Below are 17,386 nucleotides of genomic sequence, written 5' to 3' on the forward strand. Positions count from 1 at the left end.
TCCTGACCACCCTCCCTCATCAGCTCATCCAACATCAAACGCGGAACCAAAATCGATGGCACTCGTGACCTTTTCTAACCCCGATTACAAGGACAAGACCGTCTACGCGGTCGCTGGCAGCCACACTGAGACTGTGCTCAAGATCGCCAAAGAGCACAAGATCCCGGTTCAGTTCGACTGTCAGGACGGTGAATGCGGCCATTGCCTGGTGCGCGTGACCAGCGTCGATGACAAGGAGCGCATGGGTTATTTCCTGACCGATAAAGAGCAGACGGTGCTCAAGGAACTCGGCAAGCTGACCCAGGATCAGATCGACCGGCTGCATGTGGACGATATGCCGAGCGAATGGCGTCTGGCCTGCCAGATGATCGTGCGCGACGAAGACGTCCGCGTCGAGTACTGACCCATGCCCGCGTCGGCACCGGCTTCTCCAACGCCATGCTCCGACGCGAGCACCAACCTGGTGCCCGCCGCCAACGCCTGCACCAATTCGGCTCTGGCCGAGGCGGCGGAACGCTGGCGGTACTGGCTCCTTTCCCATGCCGCTGGCCGCCGCAATGACGAGATTCTGGCTTCGATGCTCGCCAGTCAGTGCGTTGGCCTCGGCGCTATGCCAAACTGGCTCGGCCTCGCGCCTGAAGCGTTCGAGGAGCTAATCGCCTATCACTTTCCGGCACTGCAACAGACCTCGCTTCCGCAGCCGCAGCGCCAACTCGATCCAGAGCGGGCCGACGAGCGGGACGAACTGGTTCGGCTTTTGCTTAAACCATCGGATGACAGATCCGATGAGGCCCCCGAATGCTCCAACCTAAGCGCCCACACACAGCCGAGTCTACTGCAGCGCTGGATGGCCGAGATCATCGCCGCTGGCTGCATGGGCAGCGATCATCTTTGGCAAGACCTCGGTCTCTGGGAGCGAGCGGAGCTAAGCCAACTGATGGAACAGAACTTCCCGGCCCTCGCCCATAAGAACGACCGCGACATGAAGTGGAAGCGCTTCTTGTACAAACAGCTGTGCGAGGCCGAGGGCATCTACACCTGCCGTTCACCGTCCTGCGAGGTCTGCGTCGACTACCATGCCTGTTTCGGGCTTGAGAACTGAATTCCTCCTGCTCGCCGAGAACGGCAGCGGCGATCAGATCAAACGTCGCGCCATCGGCGCCTATCTGGGCTTGGCCGTCGGCGATGCGCTTGGCGCCACCGTCGAGTTCATGACCCCGCGCGAGATCCGCGATCAGTATCGCGAACATCGCGACATCAAAGGCGGCGGCTGGCTGCGGCTGCGCAAGGGACACGTCACCGACGACACCGAGATGACGCTCGCGCTCGGCCAGAGCATCCTCGACACTGGTGGCGTCGATGCGCATGCTGCGGCCGAGGCCTTCAGCCAGTGGATGCGCCGCAAGCCGATCGACATCGGCAACACCGTGCGCCGCGGCATCTCGCATTACCGGCGCACCGGCGAGCCGGAATCCCCAGAGAGCGGGTTCGATGCCGGCAATGGCGCCTGCATGCGCTGCTTGCCCGTGGCCTTGGCCACCATCGGTGCCGACATCGACGACATTGCCGAGGCGAATCGGCGCCAAGCGCATGTCACCCACAACAACCCAACCTCCGATGCCGGCACCCTCTGCGTGATCCGCATGGTGCAGGCCGCACTGCTCGGCGGCACACGCAAAGACCTCAAGCTCTTGGCGGACGGCTTGGTCGCCGAAGATCCCATCTACGCCTACGACCGCAAGCGCATCGAGAACCCCAGCGGCTACATTGTCGACACCCTGCGCACCGTGTTCCAAGCGCTGTTTGCCACTGACGATCTCGAGACTGCGCTGATCGACGTGGTCAACCGCGGCGGCGATGCCGACACCACTGGTGCCATCCTCGGCATGGTCGCCGGCGCCCTCTACGGCCCCGCCGCCCTACCTGCGCGCTGGGTCCGTACCCTTGACCCGCAGACCCGTCAGCACTGCCTGTCGCAAGCCCAGCAGTTGATCAAGCTGGCGCCCCTTTGCAGTGCGCTCTAAGGGCTCTACAGGAGCAGTTGGCCAAGACTCGCCTGCTTCTCGACAGGATCTAAGCCAAGGCCAGGGTGAGGTGTTCCTTCCCGATGCCTTGGCACGCAAGTGGCCAAATGCGCCCAAAGAGTGGATCTGGCAGTATGTATTTCCGAGTGGCCGGCTGTCAGTCGACCCTCGCAGTGGTAAAACGCGACGGTATCATGTTCATGAAAATGGCTTGCAGAAGGGGATCAAAGCGGCAGCCCAGCGTGCAGGGATCAACAAGAAGGTCAATTGCCACTGTCTGCGGCATTCCTTTGCGACCCATCTGCTGGAATCTGGCTATGACATCCGCACCGTGCAAGAATTGCTAGGGCATGCGGATGTGTCGACGACGATGATCTATACCCATGTGCTGAATCGTGGTGGGCAGGGGGTGAGGAGCCCGCTCGATAGCCTCGGCTGAGAGGCTGTCTAGCCAATCTCGGCAAATGAAGCGCAAATCCCTTTACGCTGGATAGGCAATTGCGTTATCGCAAACTTTGCGAAGCAGAAAGGGGTCCTTCTCGCGCTAGCAGCACTCGACCTTAAGCGCCTCGAGCATGTTCTCCGAGATCAAAATAGATCCCGTTAGTTTAGCGTTTTCAGAGGCTTAAAGCTAAAGTTGACGGCATTAGGTCCACGGGTGCGCACGGGATCGATGGGATGTGCATCGAGGACTTTCCCGAGTTCGCACGCTCGAACTTGCCGACGATCCGCCAAGCCCTGCGTGAGGGGACCAAACACTTACCCAATTATGTGCTCTTTGCCTTAAGTGGAAAGCGTTCAGGGTGCTCAATGATTTGATCCGTTAAATCAACATCAAGATCAGGCCAGTAGAAATGGCCTGGAGATTGCTCTAAGACATTTACGATTGATTTTACAGTCTGGTCCTTAAACCATGGAAAATCTTCGTAAGACATAAATAGCTCTTTGTTATGAGCAAGTATCCAAAGACCATGTGCAGAAATATTGGTTACTTCAACTTCCGAAGTGCTGGCGCCATGCGCTAACGAGTTCATTGTAACGAACCTCAATCAGTGACTCGATGTGTTTTTGTTGTTTTCTAGAATAACGATGGTTCTTCACCAATTCGATTTCTGGCTCCAGCCAAAACTTTGCCTCACCGTCGCCGGACACGATATGAACATGCATCCGTTCTTCCTCCCGTGAAAAGAAGAAAAATCTATATCCATTGTCTCGGAATACGGTAGGACTCATGTTTTTTTGGGCTCATCCGATCCCTTCACGGTGCCTAAGTGCTGCACGGCCCTCGGCGACAATACGGGGTTGTATCCCTGCGGCTGGGGCCGACGGCATGCGGAGGCGGAAATCGACGTTTGGGCTGAGCGTCTGTGGGGCGAAAATCGAGCATGCATCGTGTGATGAGCATGATGTTTCGGGGCCTTCCGTCGCAGTATAGGCGGTTTTCCGAGCGCGGCGCGCGCGCAGCCGCAGACCAGCGGTGGCCTGTCGAAGTCGGCAACGTCGACATTTCCCAGCGCCCTTCGTGCTGCGGATTACCCCGGATCAGGTTGCACTGGCGCAAGGTGCGCGCTCACACCCGCATGAAGCCCTTGGGCAACACATGCAGCAGGAACCGACGCAGCAGCAGCTCCTCGCCGCTGAGCATCATCACCTTGCCTTGCGCCGGTTGCCGTCGGCGTTATCGGTATTTCCGGAGGGGTTGATGGTTCAGATGGCAATGGATGTGATAGAGCGCATCGTGCTTCGCGCCTTTGCGGCCCTCGAGCTTGGCCTCGAAATAGCTCCAGAACGGATCATCGCGCTCGCCGGCGCGCATCGCTGTGCGTAAGCCTGCGCCTCACAAACGGCTCTGAGCGGAGCGAACATCGAGATCAACGCCCAAGGCGCCTAGCATTTTCCTCACCGTGTCGAAACGCGGCTGGGCGCCTGGCCTGAGTGCCTTATATAAACTTTCTCGACCGAGGCCCGCATCGACCGCGACTCGGGAGATGCCACGTGCCTTCGCAACATCACGAACTGCAGTCAAGAACGCATCAGGGTCAGGATTTTGCAAGGAAACTCGCAGATACTCCGCGATGGTTTCCTCATCATCGAGATAATCCGACGCGTCGAACGGTGCCAATTGCAAGTCGTCACTCGTGTTCACCGGTTACCCTCTTCAATGGTTGCGGCCATGGCCTGCGCCCTCGCGATGTCGCGGCTTTGCGTGCGCTTGGTTCCAGCACACAACAAGACGTAGACAACTCGCCCCGTCCGCGTGAAGTAGAGACGATATCCTGGGCCGGTATGAATCCGCATCTCGGAGACACTGGCTCCTACGGCCTCGTAATCTCCAAAGTTCCCGCGCTCTGCCGAACGTACGCGCTCGATGATTCTCGCCTTGGCCCGCGCATCCTTGAGCTTGGCGAGCCAATGATCGAATTCAGCGGTACGCAGAATTGTATTCACGCTGACAACTGTATCCGCTCGGATACAGTTGTGCAAGCTGTGCTCAGCAGCACTCGACCTCAAGCGCCTCGAGCATCGTCTCCAGCTCGGGCTCATCCCAGCGCTCAAGCAGTTCGCGTAGGTGGTTCAGATGGCAGTGGATGTGATAGAGCGCATCGTGCTTCGGGCCATTGCGCCCCTCGAGCTTGGCCTCGAAGTAGCTCCAGAACGGATCATCGCGCTCGTCGGCGCGCATCGCCGTGCGTAAGGCGGTGACGAAGCGCTCGGCGTTTCCATCGCAGTCGATATCGCGGAAGCTGATGTAGCGGTCGGGACCTTCCAGCACCTCAGCACCCCACCCCGGTCGCATCTGCAACCGCATCGGCGGTCGCGCTGTCGTTGGCAGTGAAACCGTCGGCAGCAAGCAGGTCGTCGATGTCGGCCTCGACGAGCTGGATGTTCTTTCTCTCGCAGTAACGGCGCTCCTTATCGGTCGGCTCCGGGATCAGCGCCCAGCCGGCGGGCTCGCCTGCGGCATAGATCACGTCCGAGAGCACCATGCGCTCGGTGTCGCGTGTCAGGCGCAGTCCGAGGAATAGGTACTGGCGCCCGACCCGGTATTCCTTGAGGAAACGCGGTAGCCCGAAGCCACCCATCAGCTCGGTCAGATAGTCGACGAAATCGGCATCCGAGGCGATGTAGGTCGCATCCGGCTGCGGACTGCCAAGCGGCTTGAACAGGATCGGCACTGCCGGGTCGACCTGATCCTGCTCGATCTCCTGATAGCGGCTGCCGTCAAAGGCATGGATGCGGAAACGATAGTCGGTGCCCGCGATGCGCGAGATCCCGCGAATCAGCGTATGCGGCCGATCCGCATAGGAGTCCTGCAGCTGGGTATCGCGGTTGATGTCGATCACATAGTGAGGCGCCAGCTCGGCAAGCCAGTCGTGCAGCGGGGCACGCGTCCACTGGCGCTTACCATAGGTGTGATCCAAGAACCGGTTGACCGCGCTGCGCCCGCGCTTCAGCTCCACATCCATGGCCGCGCGCGGGAATTCCCACATCAGCCGCTTCGACATCGGTCGACCCTTGTTCATCGCCAGGATCAGGCTGTCGCTATCGGCTGGCATCGGCGCCCCAGTCTCGCGCTCGACCACCGGCGCTAACACACCGGGACCGAGATAAGGGATGAGATCGCCGCGGCGCATGGCACTGGCAAGATCTGAAAGTTCGATGGACATGAGTTTCCTTGGAGGATAGGGAGCAATCCCTAGCGAGCAAGCAAAGCGAATGCCAATGAGCCAGAATAGGCAGCTCGACACCAGGCGGAAGCGCCAAGCAGCGCACACCAGGCACCGCTTGCGAAAGTGACCGCATGCTGCCCGGCTTGTTCAAGGCCGATCGCAGCGAGATGGCCCGATGCGCGCCTGATCTGATACGACATGAGGCGCCGCGTACTCAGAATAGGTCGCTCTCTGAGCCGCCCCCAAGGATCATTTACTCTGCCATGTTGAGTTCAGCCTTCAGGGCCTGGCGCCTGAAACCCTGCTCCAGGTTCCAAACCGCGTTCTAGAAGCTGTTGCAAAGGCTGCAACGCGATCGCCTTGTTCGCTTTGCGACAATCGCGGCAGCCTGAGCATGCTCGGCAACCGATTTGCTAAGTGACTGATCAATCGATCATCAGTAGCTCTCACACCTGTCTTTACGCTCGCTGGCACGGTCTCTGCTTAAAGGTCGTCCATCAGCGTGCGTCCATGAGTGTGCATCCGCCAGCACGCCCTCGCAAACGCTCAGCCACCGAGACCCTGAGGCATGAAGCAAAAAGACATCGCCGCGCTCTTGGACGAGCCCGCCTGTGAGCACAACAACAAGGCCAAGTCCGGCTGCGCCAAGCCCAAGCCCGGCGCGACAGCCGGCGGCTGTGCCTTCGATGGCGCCCAGATCGCGCTGCTGCCGATCGGCGACGTCGCGCATATCGTGCATGGCTCCATCGCCTGCGCCGGCAGTGCTTGGGATAACCGTGGCAGCCGCTCGACCGGCCCAACCCTGTACAAACTCGGCATGACCACCGATCTGACCGAGCAGGATGTGATCATGGGCCGCGGCGAGAAGCGGCTGTTCCATTCGATCAAGCAGGCGATCGAGAGCTACGACCCGGCGGCGGTCTTTGTCTACAACACCTGCGTGCCGGCGTTGATCGGCGACGATGTCGATGCGGTCTGCAAGGCCGCGTCCGAGCGCTTCGGCAAGCCGGTGATCTCGGTCGACGCAGCCGGCTTCTATGGCACCAAAAACCTCGGCAACCGCATCGCCGGCGAGACCATGGTCAAGCAGGTCTGCGGTGGCCGCGAGCCAGACCCGATCCCAGAAGGCATCGAGCGGCCTGGCTTCAAGGTGCACGATGTCGCGCTGGTCGGCGAGTACAACATCGCCGGTGAGATGTGGCGCGTGATGCCGCTGTTCGATGAGCTTGGCATCCGTGTGCTCTGCACCCTCTCCGGCGATGCGCGCTTCCACGAGGTGCAGACCATGCAACGCGCCGAGGTCAACATGATGGTCTGCTCCAAGGCCATGATCAACGTCGCCCGCAAGCTCGAGCAGGCCTTCGGCACGCCTTGGTTCGAGGGGAGCTTCTATGGGGTCGCAGACGTCTCGCAGGCGCTGCGTGACTTTGCGCGCTTGATCGGCGACCCCGACCTCAGTGCGCGCACCGAGACGCTGATCGCCCGCGAGGAGGCGCGCATCGATGCCGAGCTTGAGCCCTGGCGTGAGCGTCTGCGCGGCAAGCGCGTGCTGCTCTACACCGGCGGCGTCAAATCCTGGTCAGTGGTCTCGGCGCTGCAGGATCTCGGCATGAGCGTAGTCGCCACCGGCACCCGCAAGTCGACCGAGGACGACAAGGCCCGCATCCGAGAACTGATGGGCGACGAGGCGGTGATGATCGAGGACGGCAATCCACGCAACCTGCTCGATCTCTACCGGCAGCAAGATGCTGACCTGTTGGTCGCCGGCGGCCGCAATCAGTACACGGCTCTGAAGGCGCGCATCCCGTTCCTGGATATCAATCAAGAACGCGAATTCGGCTACGCCGGCTACGACGGTATGCTCGAGCTGGCGCGGCAGATGTGCCTGACCATCGAGAGCCCGGTCTGGGCGGCGGTGCGCAGCGCGCCACCCTGGCGCAGCGCCAGCGGAGGTGAGACGGTCGTGATCGACGCGTCGGTTGCGCAATCACCAGAGGCCGAGTCTGAAGCTGGAGCCAACACTGGAGCTGGAGCTGGAGCCGGAGCTAAAACCGGAGCCAAAGCGAGCGCTAACGCTGCTGTGGCCTCGGCCCCCAAAGAGAGCATCGCAGCCTCACAGCCAGCAACGGAGGTGGCCCATGGCTGATTCCCAACCGAGCACGACGGCCACAGTGACAAAACTGACCCCATCGATCATCAAGCGCAACAAGGCGCTCTCGGTCGGCCCGCTCAAGGCCAGCGCAACCCTCGGCGCAACCCTCGCCTTTCTCGGCATGCGCCGCTCGATCCCGATGCTGCACGGCTCCCAGGGCTGCACCGCGTTCGGCAAGATCTTCTTCATCCAGCACTTCCGTGAGCCGATGCCGATGCAAACCACGGCCATGGATCAGGTCAGCACCATCATGGGCGGCGATGAGAGCATCGTCGAGGGACTGGCAACGATCTGCGCCAAGCATCAGCCAGCACTGATCGGCGTCCCGACCACCGGCCTGGTCGAGACCCAGGGCGCCGATGTGTCGCGCGCCATCCAGATGTTCCGCGACCGCCATCCGGAGTACGCCGAGATCGCGGTGGTCCCGGTCGCCTCACCTGACTACAGCGGCTGCCTCGAGACCGGTTTCAACAGTGCCGTCAAGTCCATCATCGGCGCCCTCGTGCCCAAGGCAACGGCTGCCGGCACCCGTCCCGGCCAGCGCCCGCGCCAGGTCAATGTGCTCGCTGGCTCGGCGCTCACCACCGGCGATCTTGAGCATCTGAAGGATCTGCTCGAGCGTTTCCGGCTCCGTCCGGTGCTGCTGCCCGATCTCGCCGACTCACTCGACGGTCATCTCGTCGACAGCGACTACAACGCGCTGACCATCGGCGGCACCCCGCTTGATGAACTCGCGACCTTGGGCGACGCGGCCGCGACGTTGGTCATCGGCCGCTCGATGACCGGCGCCGCCGATCTGCTCGCCGAGCGCACCGGCGTGCCCGATCACCGCTTCCCGCATCTAATGGGGTTGGAAGCGATGGATCAACTGATCAGCACCCTTGCCGAGATCAGCGCCGAGCCAGTGCCGGAGCGTATCGAGCGCCAACGCTCGCAACTGCAGGACGCCATGCTCGATGCCCATTTCTCGATCGGTCAGGGCCGGTTCGCGCTCGCCGCCGATGCCGACTTGCTGGTCGCCTTCTCGCAGCTGCTCGCGAGCATGGGCGCCGAAACCGTCGCGGCGGTGGCACCAGCCAACGCGCCGAGCCTGGCCGAGGTTGCCGCCGCGCAGGTCAAGATTGGCGATCTGGAAGACCTAGAGCAGCTCGCGCGCGCCAACGGCGCCGAGGTACTGATCACCAACAGCCATGGCACCCATACCGCCGAGCGCCTAGGCATCCCGCTGCTGCGCGCCGGCTTCCCGCAATTCGACCATGTCGGCGGCTGGCAGCGGCAATGGATCGGCTATCAGGGCACCCGCCAGACCCTGTTCGATCTCGCCAACCTCATGCTCGGCCTGCACAAGGGAGAGATCGCGCCCTATCGCTCTCGCCTCAAACAGTGGCCAGAGGCTGAGCGCCAGGATGGATCGATGGACCGGTCAATTGGTCCTGGGATCGGCGCGGCGGTGGCCTAAGACAGTGCCCCATGCACGCCGATACAACAAGCAGCCAACGGCGTCGCAGCCTGCGCGACGCCTGCCCTGCTGCTTGGCGTGGCAGTTCCTCACAGGGCCCGAGCGCAAGCCAACACCATGACCATGAAACGCCAGCTCAAGCTCGTCGGCAACGACGACACCGACGCGACCGCGATCAAGGTCGCCTTCGCCACCACCGACCGCAGACACGTCAACCAGCATTTCGGCGCCGCCGAGGGCTTCGCGATCTACCGCGTGTCATCCAGCGGCTACGAGCTACTCGAGGTCGCCCAGTTCGGCCGTCTCGACATGGACGGCAACGAAGACAAGCTCGGCGCCAAGATCGAGGCCCTCGCTGGCTGCATCGCGGTCTATTGCCAAGCGATTGGCGCCTCGGCCATCGCCAAGCTGCGGGCGCAAGGCATCCAGCCGATCAAGGTCGCCCCCGAGAGCTTGGTCAGCAGCCAACTGCACGCCCTCAAGCGCGAGCTGCGCGACGGGCCGAGCGCTTGGCTCAAGCGCGCCATCGAGCAGCAGAGCCCACGCAGCGAGAGCCGTTTCGACGCCATGGCGGCCGAGGCTTGGGAAGAATGATTCGCGACGACAAACACAACGACACAGGAGAAGCCTATGACCATTGAGACGCCCGAGGCCCCAACCGCAGCACCTGCCATCGATCCGAATGACCCGGTGCTGGGCACCGAGTTCGCGACCGAGATGATTCGCCAGATCCGCGCCATCGACCCCTACGGTACCTACGACGACCTCTCCGCCGCCGAGGTGCTCGAGCCCTATGTGCTCACCAAAGAGAAGAAGCGCGAACTCCCGATCGTCGGCGACCCCGACGAGATCGTCATTGCCCGTATCCAGGCCTTCTACAACGCCATCGCAGTGCTGATCGAGAAGGAATGCAGCCTGCGTGCGGTGCCCTTGTTGCACTTAACCCACGAGGGCTTTGGACGGGTGTTGATCACCGTCGGCAAGCTCGTGGTGCTGGATCGCTCGTTGCGCGACGTGCATCGCTTCGGCTTTCCGTCCCTATCGAAGATGAAAGACGAAGGCGACAAGCTGCTTTCGGTCGCGCTCGAGCTGGTCGGTGAGCACAGCCGGGTCGCCGGGCTTTGAGACAGCCCTTTTAGCCAACCACCTGAGTAAGCCAATCAACCACCTCAGACACCCCGGCACAGCGGGGTGTCTCGCGGAGGAACGGATGAGCGACGACGAGATCAAGGCCCTCGAGAAGGCGCTAAAGAAGGCCAAACGCATCGCCAGCGAACGCGCGAGCGAGTTGCACGACCTGGTCGAGGACCGCCTGCCAGCGGCCTTCGACGAGATCCCGGCCATCGCGCAAGCAACCTACGACGCCTGCCAGGCCTGGGCCGAAGCCAAGGCTCGGCTCGAACAGGCGCAAACCGCCGATGCCTGACCGCCACACCTGACACCCGGCACAGCAGCCATCAGCGCAAGTCATGGGGCAACGACCGCCTCGGCCAATGGCCCGCGATGTCGGTCGGACCTGTGACGCCCTAAGCATTCATGACCGTGAGTCCATGACAACACGGCCATTCCATCAACCACCTTGCGGAGCAAGCCAATGAGCACCATCACCGGACTCACCCGCGGCGGCGTCCAGTGGACCCCAGCCTTCATCGTCAACCTGAATCAGAACAACTGCATCGGCTGCGGCCGCTGCTTCAAGGTCTGCCCACGGGACGTCTTCGAGCTGATCGATCGCGATGAGCTTGACCTCGGCGATGATGACGATTTTGATGACGACTTCGACGAGGCGCCCGGGATGGTCATGAACCTCAAGAACACCTTGGACTGCATTGGCTGCGAGGCCTGCTCGCGCGTCTGCCCCAAAGCCTGCCTGTCGCACGAGCCGCAAGCGATCGCTGCCTAATCGTAGCGCGACCAGTTCCCGATCGCGACGGGCAAAGTAGAGGTCTTCGTCGGCCTGTTCCTTGAGCCGGAGCTTATCGGGGATATGGGTCATGGCTCCCGATATTTTAGCGGCTCAATGGTGCCGACAACCTGCCAGTACGTTCATTCATTTTGGTCCTTTGATGGTTGTTGTTGATCGGAGCGCGTCTCCGAGGCTGCCTTGCGAATCGGTGCCTTCTTAGCGGCCGGCTTTTTAGCAACCGACTTCTTTGCGACTGCCTTCTTCGCGGTTGTCTTGGCAGTGCCCTTTCGGGCACTCGACTTTTTAGCGGTCGCCTTCTTGGCGACCTGCTTTTTGGCAACCGGCTTCTTTGCGGTGGTCTTCGCAGCCCCAGCCCGCGCGGCTCCAGTCTTCTTAGCCGTTCTTGCCGGCTGATCCAGCTGATCCGGCTGATCGGACTCAAGGTCTGTATCTGCATCAGGATCAGCAGCAGGTTCGGGCACAGACTCAGCCCTAGCCCTATCCACACCTCGCTGCATCCATTCGACGAACCATTGCCAAAGCCATTGCAAGAGCCTTACAAGCACTAAAACCCCATTGATCAGCGCCGAGATCACCGCAACCAGCACCGACCAGACAAGCAACCAAAGAGGTAGATCGCCGCTGGGTTTTCGTGCATGCCGCGTATCCGCATCTGGTGCTACCCCGAGGGCCGCCCCGGAAGCGCCTCCAGAATATCCAAAGCCGCGCTCCTCGCTGCCGCCCTTGCCCCCGTCGGCGCCAGTGCCAGTACCAGTACCGGGGCCAGCACCAGCACTTCCATAGCCACCTTCAATCTCGGCATACCCAGCCGAGAGCATTCGCTCCCCACTCTCGGTCTCGATCAGATAGAACCGACGCGTCAGCGAGATGCAGCCGAGCGGGATCACGATCACCGCCATCAGGGTCGCAACCCCGGCGCCAAACAACAGGCTCACCGCCATGCCCTGAAAGATCGGATCATTGATGATCGCCCAGGCGCCGGCCATCAGTGTCAACGAGGTGATCAGGATCGGGCGCATCCGGATCTCGGCGCCATCCACCGCCGCCTCGCGCACCGGCTTGCCACGCGCGACCTCGATCTTGACGAACTCGACGATCAGGATCGACTGCCGCACGATGATGCCGCCGAGCGCGATCATGCCGATCATCGAGGTCGCGGTGAACTCGGCGCCCATGAGCAGATGCCCCGGGATGATGCCGATCAGCGTCAAGGGGATCGGCGACATGATCAGGCCGGCGATCGCAAAATCGCGGAACTCCCAAACGATCAGCCCGTAGATCAACAGCAGCGCCGCCATGAAGGCGATCCCCATGTCGCGGAAGGTCTCGTAGGTGACCGTCCACTCACCCGACCACTCGAAATCGGCCATCGCATCGGTCTTTGGCGGGCCGATCAGCCCGTCTGGCATCCCACTCATGGCCTCGCCGGGTCCTGGCGGGTCATAGGTCTCCAGCAGATCCTCGATAGCGAACATGCCGTAGATCGGCGCGCCCAGCCGGCCTTCCATCTCGCCGACCACATACTCCATCGGCCGCAAATCCTTATGGTAGATGGTCTGATCCTCTGGCTGGCGAACAAAGCGACCAAGCTCGGCCAGCGGCACCATGCCGCCATCCGGCCCGCTAATCGGCAGGCTACCCAGTGACGTAATCTCGGAGCGATAGGAGAGCGGCACCTGGATGACGATATAGGTCGGCTCCTGCACCGTGCCGCGCTTCACATCGCCGACCTTGCTCGTGCCAAGCGCCATCGCTAGGTTACGATTGATGGTATCGACCGAAATCCCGCGCCGCACCGCCTTCTCGGTATCGACCTCGAAACGCCAGGCGTCGTATGGCGTGATCAGATAGTTATCGACATCGACCACGCCCTCGGCCTGCTCGAACATCGCCGTCATATCCTGCGCGACCTGGCGCCGGATCTCACTCGTCGGTCCATAGATCTCGGCGACCACGGTCTGCAGCACCGGCGGCCCGGGCGGCATCTCGACCACGGCGATGCGGGCGCCGAGCCGCTGCGCCACTGGCGTGAGTAGCTCACGGGCAGCAACCGCGATCTCATGGCTACCGCGTTTGCGCTCATGCTTATCCTTGAGCAGCACCAGCAGATCGCCTTCCCAGGCCTGCTCGCGCAGATAGTAGTGTCGGACCATGCCGTTGAAGTTGAATGGCTGCGCGGTGCCGGCGTAGGTTTGGATCGCCACCACCTCCGGCATCTCGCGCAGCTTTTCCGCCAACCGACGCACCACATTGGCGGTCTCGGGCAGCGCCGTACCCTCGGGCATGTTGACGACGACGCTGAACTCCGGCTTGTTGTCGAACGGCAGCATCTTCACCGGCACGACCTTGAAGTAGAACAGCGTGCAGACCAGTGCGGTCGCGGCAATGGTGCCGAACAGAAACGCCTTACCCAGGGTCCGACTCTCGATCAGCGGCAGTACCAGAGGCCGATAGAACCGGCTGACGAGCGCACGCGCACGCTGCTCGCGGCGCTCGGCCCGCTCCAGTGCCTTCAATCGCGGGCGCACGCGCAACGCGAACCAGGGCGTAAAGACAAAGGCGGCGATCAGCGAGAAGAACATGGCCGAGGAGCCCAGCACCGGTATCGGGCGCATGTAGGGCCCCATCAGGCCGCTGACCCAGCCCATCGGCAACAACGCGGCGATGATAGTAAAGGTGGCGAGGATGGTCGGATTGCCGACCTCGTCGACTGCGGCGACGGCCTCGGCGATGCTGGTCTTCCCTAGCTCCAACCAGTGCCGAAAGATGTTCTCGACCACCACGGTGGCGTCATCGACTAGGATGCCGATGGCAAAGATCAGCGCGAACAGGCTGACGCGGTCGATGCTGTAGTCCACCATCCAGGCCCACCAGATGGTCAGCAGGATGACGACGGGGATGACAGAGATGACGACGATCGCGGCGCGCAGCCCAAGCCCGACCAGGCACAGGATCGAGACGATCACCGCCGCCTCGAACATCGCCTGCAACAGCTCGTTGACCTTGTCGTTCGCGCTCTGGCCGTAGTTGCGCGTGACCTCGACCTGAACGTTGGTGGGAATCATTCGCCGCTCGAGGCTGACAAGCTTCTCCAACACCGCCTCGGCCACCGTCACGCCGTTCGCGCCTTCCTTCTTGGCAATCGCCAGCGTGACGGCCTGTGCGCCATTCGCCGGATGCTCGCCCTCATAAGCAGGACCGGTGAGATGGGTGACGACCTGGTCGGTTTCTTGCGGCAGCGGTCGCACACGCGCCACATCGCGGATGTAGATCGGCCGCCTACCCTGGCTGCCGACCACCAGCCGCTCGATATCCTCGGCATCTTGCAGGAAGGCGCCAGAATAGACCTTGTACGAGGTGCCGCCACCTTCAGTGGCGCCGGTCTGGGTCTCGGCATTGGCGCTGCGAATGGTCTGGGCGATGCGGTCCAGCGTGATGCCATAGCCGGCCAGACGCTCCATCATCACCTCGACCCGGATCTGCTCCTCGCGCCCACCGACGACAAAGCCATTGCCCGTATCCGGCACCGAGCCGAGCTCTTGCAGCACATCCAGCGCCAAGGTGCGCAGTTGGCTGTCCTCGACCTCATCGGACCAGAGCGTCAGGGTGACGATGGGCACATCATCGACACTGACCGGCTTCACCAGCGGCAGCTGCACATCGGGCGGCATCCGATCCATGTTCGCCTGCAGTTTGTCGTGGACCTTGACCACCGACTGGCCCATGTCCTCGCCGACCTTGAAGCGCACGGTGACAACGGCGCCCCCGCGCTGAGTGACGGAGTAGACATGGCGCACACCGGTCAGCTCCATCATCAGCTGCTCGAGCGGCTGGCTCACCATGCTCTCGACCTGCACCGCCGAGGCGCCCGGGTACTGGACGAAGATATCGATCATCGGCACCGAGATCTTCGGATCTTCCTGCCGCGGCGTGAACAGCAGGCCGAGCAGACCGATGCAGAGCGCCCCGATCAGGAGCATCGGCGTCACGGGGGTATTGATGAAGGTGCGGGCGATGCGACCGGAGAGACCGAGCGAAGCGCTTGTCGCAGGGGCATCGCCCTGCCCCTGCAAACCGGCGCTTGAAGGGAGCGAGGAGCTAGCGTTCTTGGAGTCGTTCATGCGGTGCGCTCGCTAAAGAAGCCGGGCACTGCATCAGCCCGATGAGTGGCTTTCACCTGTCGTGACAGGCGGTCGTCACTATAACCGACAGGACGATCACGACAAGCGCCTTGTCAGCCTGGGCCCAGCCTGAGCCAGCCCGGGTCAGCCTGGAATGCACAGGCCGCAATGACCGAACTGTGACCGGGTCGCTTGTTCGGTAATTAAGCGTTTAGTAATATTAAAGTTCTCTTGAGCAACTGCCTCGGTTTGGGGCTGGATACAGAGATGATCGTCGATACGCTAACCATTGCCGGCTTTGTGAGCGCCGCCAGCTTTCTGCTGATGCCGCTACTGATGGGGCGAGAGTTTATTCGCGTTCAGGCCTGCGATGAGCCTGCCGGCTGTTGCCCAGCACAGATATGCTGGGCAAAACCCGCGCCCGCCTCGGCATAGAGGTTAAACACCAGATGCACGCCAGCGGCGCGCAAGGCCTGCTCATCATCGGCATACTTGGCTATCGCGCCAATGGTGCCGGTGAACCCTTCCTTGAGCAGATGCTCGGCCGCGAACAGATTCTCGGACACCCGCGGCATCGCCAGCAGCACCAAGCGCATATGGCCGTCGGCGAGATGCAACCGATGCCAGAAATCCGCATCGGTCGCACTCCCATGCACCACATAGCGCCCGTGCTGCTGATGGTGCGCAATGGTGTCCGGATTGGCATCCACCCCCACCGGCCGCAGTCCGCGCTCATGGGCGAGTTCATCATAGGCGCCGCAGCCGATCCGCCCCATCCCGACCACCATGGCATTGGCATCACCGGGATCGATCTCGGCCTCTTCCGGCAAGCGTCTTACGCGCTCACGCCGGCGCAGCCAATTGCTCATCGCCTCATACCAGGCATGTGAGCGACTCACCGCTGGTGAGGCGGCGATGAACGAGAAGGCCAACGCCAACGCCACCACCGAGAGCCATTTCGGATCGAGCCAGCCATTCTCGACCCCGACCGCAGCCACGATGAGGCCGAATTCGCTGTAATTGGCCAAGCTCAACCCACCGAGAAAGGCGGTACGCCCGCGCAACCCGAACCCTAGCATCAACTGCTGGAAGAGAGACCACTTGTACGGCAGTACCAGCAGCAAGCCGAGCGCGAACAGCATCATGCCCGGACTCGGCACCCCTTGCAGCCCAATGCTGAGAAAAAAGCCGACCAAGAACAGGTCTTTGATATCCAGCAGCGATTTGGCCAGCTCGCGCGCCTTCGGATGATTGGCGATGATCACGCCGATCAGGATCGCCCCCAGATCGCCCTTCATCTGCACCAGCTCAAACAGCTGCGAGGTGCCGAGCGCCAAGGTGAGACCGAGCAGCAACAGCAGCTCGTCGTGCCCGACATGGCTCAACAGCCAGTGCAACAGCCGCCGCGCCGGCAGCAGGAGCAGTAAGCCCAAGGCCCAGAGGGTCGGGATCTTGCCCGCCGAAAAGGCCAGGAAAACCACCGCCCCGAGATCCTGGATGATCAGGATACCGATCGCGACAGTGCCGTAGAGCGAGCCCATCTCGCCCTTCTCCTCGAGCACCTTGACCGCGAACACCGTACTCGAGAAGCTCAGCGCGAAGGCCAACAGCGCCGCCGACCCCAGATCGACCCCGACCAACAGCGGTACCCCAAGCCCACCGAGCGCGAGCAGCGCCGGCACTAACAGCGTCAACATCGCGATCATGTGCAGCAGCGCAGTCCCCCAGACATGGGGCTGCGCCAGACTTTTGATCTTCAGCTTCAGACCGATGGTGAATAGCAACAGGGTGATGCCGATGTGGGCCAGCTCTTCGATCAGTGCATTCTCGTGCGCACCAAAGGCGTGCAGCACGAACCCGCCCACCAGATAACCGACCAACGGCGGCAAACCGATTTGGCGCGCTCCAAGCCCCAGCGCAAAGGCCAACGCGATCCAGACGATATCGAACATCTTCGAGCCTTCTCCTGTAGCGAGCGGCGCCAAACATCCGCACGGTGTGCAGCGCGCATGGTACGGGCTGGATTGATCTA

General features: G+C 62.0%; 18 protein-coding genes and 2 pseudogenes. 10 read left to right on the forward strand and 10 right to left on the reverse strand.

The window, feature by feature from the left end; translation table 11 throughout:
* Positions 1–55: 55 nt before the first annotated feature.
* From AC54T3_RS08755 to AC54T3_RS08770, 4 genes and pseudogenes are all read left to right on the forward strand, one after another.
* Positions 56–403: a 2Fe-2S iron-sulfur cluster-binding protein gene (locus AC54T3_RS08755; RefSeq protein ID WP_496624047.1), complete on the forward strand. Its 348-nt coding sequence runs from the start codon at positions 56–58 to the stop codon at positions 401–403.
* A 3-nt stretch (positions 404–406) separates the two neighbouring features.
* On the forward strand, positions 407–1,102 hold the full coding sequence (locus tag AC54T3_RS08760; protein ID WP_496624049.1) for a nitrogen fixation protein NifQ: 696 nt from the start codon (positions 407–409) through the stop codon (positions 1,100–1,102).
* Positions 1,077–2,024: an ADP-ribosyl-[dinitrogen reductase] hydrolase gene (draG, locus tag AC54T3_RS08765; protein WP_496624050.1), complete on the forward strand. Its 948-nt coding sequence runs from the start codon at positions 1,077–1,079 to the stop codon at positions 2,022–2,024. The genes AC54T3_RS08760 and draG overlap by 26 nt, the downstream gene beginning before the upstream one ends.
* 40 nt (positions 2,025–2,064) lie before the next feature.
* Positions 2,065–2,463, forward strand: a pseudogene (locus tag AC54T3_RS08770) (tyrosine-type recombinase/integrase); the annotation flags it as partial.
* Between the two features lie 328 nt (positions 2,464–2,791).
* On the opposite strand, the gene AC54T3_RS08775 reads toward AC54T3_RS08770, so the two are convergent.
* The 8 genes and pseudogenes from AC54T3_RS08775 to AC54T3_RS08810 form a co-directional block, all read right to left on the reverse strand.
* Complete coding sequence (locus AC54T3_RS08775) at positions 2,792–3,058, reverse strand: DUF2442 domain-containing protein (protein WP_496624051.1); 267 nt, start codon at positions 3,056–3,058, stop codon at positions 2,792–2,794.
* Positions 3,018–3,257, reverse strand: a complete 240-nt coding sequence (locus tag AC54T3_RS08780; protein ID WP_496624053.1) for a DUF4160 domain-containing protein — start codon at positions 3,255–3,257, stop codon at positions 3,018–3,020. Before AC54T3_RS08780 ends, AC54T3_RS08775 begins: the two co-directional genes overlap by 41 nt.
* 340 nt (positions 3,258–3,597) lie before the next feature.
* Positions 3,598–3,696: pseudogene (locus tag AC54T3_RS08785) on the reverse strand (transposase); the annotation flags it as partial.
* Positions 3,697–3,702: 6 nt separating this feature from the next.
* Complete coding sequence (gene cowN / locus AC54T3_RS08790; protein WP_496624055.1) at positions 3,703–3,840, reverse strand: N(2)-fixation sustaining protein CowN; 138 nt, start codon at positions 3,838–3,840, stop codon at positions 3,703–3,705.
* Between the two features lie 21 nt (positions 3,841–3,861).
* Complete coding sequence (locus AC54T3_RS08795) at positions 3,862–4,170, reverse strand: addiction module antidote protein (protein WP_496624056.1); 309 nt, start codon at positions 4,168–4,170, stop codon at positions 3,862–3,864.
* Positions 4,167–4,472 carry a type II toxin-antitoxin system RelE/ParE family toxin gene (locus AC54T3_RS08800; RefSeq protein WP_496624058.1) on the reverse strand — a complete coding sequence of 102 codons (306 nt, stop codon included), beginning with the start codon at positions 4,470–4,472 and terminating at the stop codon, positions 4,167–4,169. The genes AC54T3_RS08795 and AC54T3_RS08800 overlap by 4 nt, the downstream gene beginning before the upstream one ends.
* 43 nt (positions 4,473–4,515) lie before the next feature.
* Entirely contained in the window at positions 4,516–4,797 is a 282-nt protein-coding gene (gene cowN / locus AC54T3_RS08805; protein ID WP_496624059.1) for a N(2)-fixation sustaining protein CowN, read from the reverse strand.
* 1 nt (position 4,798) lies between these two features.
* A complete protein-coding gene (locus AC54T3_RS08810) occupies positions 4,799–5,692 on the reverse strand; it encodes an SIR2 family protein (protein WP_496624060.1) in 894 nt (297 codons plus the stop codon).
* Positions 5,693–6,263: 571 nt separating this feature from the next.
* On the opposite strand from AC54T3_RS08810, the gene nifE reads away from it, so the two are divergent.
* The 6 genes from nifE to fdxB all read left to right on the forward strand — a co-directional run bounded on the left by nifE (position 6,264) and on the right by fdxB (position 11,209).
* Entirely contained in the window at positions 6,264–7,841 is a 1,578-nt protein-coding gene (nifE, locus tag AC54T3_RS08815) for a nitrogenase iron-molybdenum cofactor biosynthesis protein NifE (RefSeq protein ID WP_496624061.1), read from the forward strand.
* The gene (gene nifN, locus AC54T3_RS08820; protein ID WP_496624062.1) at positions 7,834–9,306 is read left to right on the forward strand and encodes a nitrogenase iron-molybdenum cofactor biosynthesis protein NifN; all 1,473 of its coding nucleotides are present in this window, start codon (positions 7,834–7,836) and stop codon (positions 9,304–9,306) included. Before nifE ends, nifN begins: the two co-directional genes overlap by 8 nt.
* A 117-nt stretch (positions 9,307–9,423) precedes the next feature.
* Entirely contained in the window at positions 9,424–9,900 is a 477-nt protein-coding gene (gene nifX, locus AC54T3_RS08825) for a nitrogen fixation protein NifX (protein ID WP_496624063.1), read from the forward strand.
* A 36-nt stretch (positions 9,901–9,936) separates the two neighbouring features.
* Positions 9,937–10,431: a NifX-associated nitrogen fixation protein gene (locus tag AC54T3_RS08830; protein ID WP_496624065.1), complete on the forward strand. Its 495-nt coding sequence runs from the start codon at positions 9,937–9,939 to the stop codon at positions 10,429–10,431.
* Positions 10,432–10,516: 85 nt separating this feature from the next.
* Complete coding sequence (locus AC54T3_RS08835; protein ID WP_496624067.1) at positions 10,517–10,732, forward strand: CCE_0567 family metalloprotein; 216 nt, start codon at positions 10,517–10,519, stop codon at positions 10,730–10,732.
* Between the two features lie 168 nt (positions 10,733–10,900).
* A complete protein-coding gene (gene fdxB / locus AC54T3_RS08840) occupies positions 10,901–11,209 on the forward strand; it encodes a ferredoxin III, nif-specific (protein WP_496624068.1) in 309 nt (102 codons plus the stop codon).
* A 143-nt stretch (positions 11,210–11,352) separates the two neighbouring features.
* Here the strand turns inward: fdxB and AC54T3_RS08845 are convergent, their stop codons facing one another.
* A complete protein-coding gene (locus AC54T3_RS08845) occupies positions 11,353–15,354 on the reverse strand; it encodes an efflux RND transporter permease subunit (RefSeq protein WP_496624069.1) in 4,002 nt (1,333 codons plus the stop codon).
* Between the two features lie 359 nt (positions 15,355–15,713).
* Positions 15,714–17,306 carry a cation:proton antiporter domain-containing protein gene (locus AC54T3_RS08850; protein WP_496624071.1) on the reverse strand — a complete coding sequence of 531 codons (1,593 nt, stop codon included), beginning with the start codon at positions 17,304–17,306 and terminating at the stop codon, positions 15,714–15,716.
* Positions 17,307–17,386: the final 80 nt, after the last annotated feature.

This window comes from Halochromatium sp. NSM3, assembly GCF_059621085.1.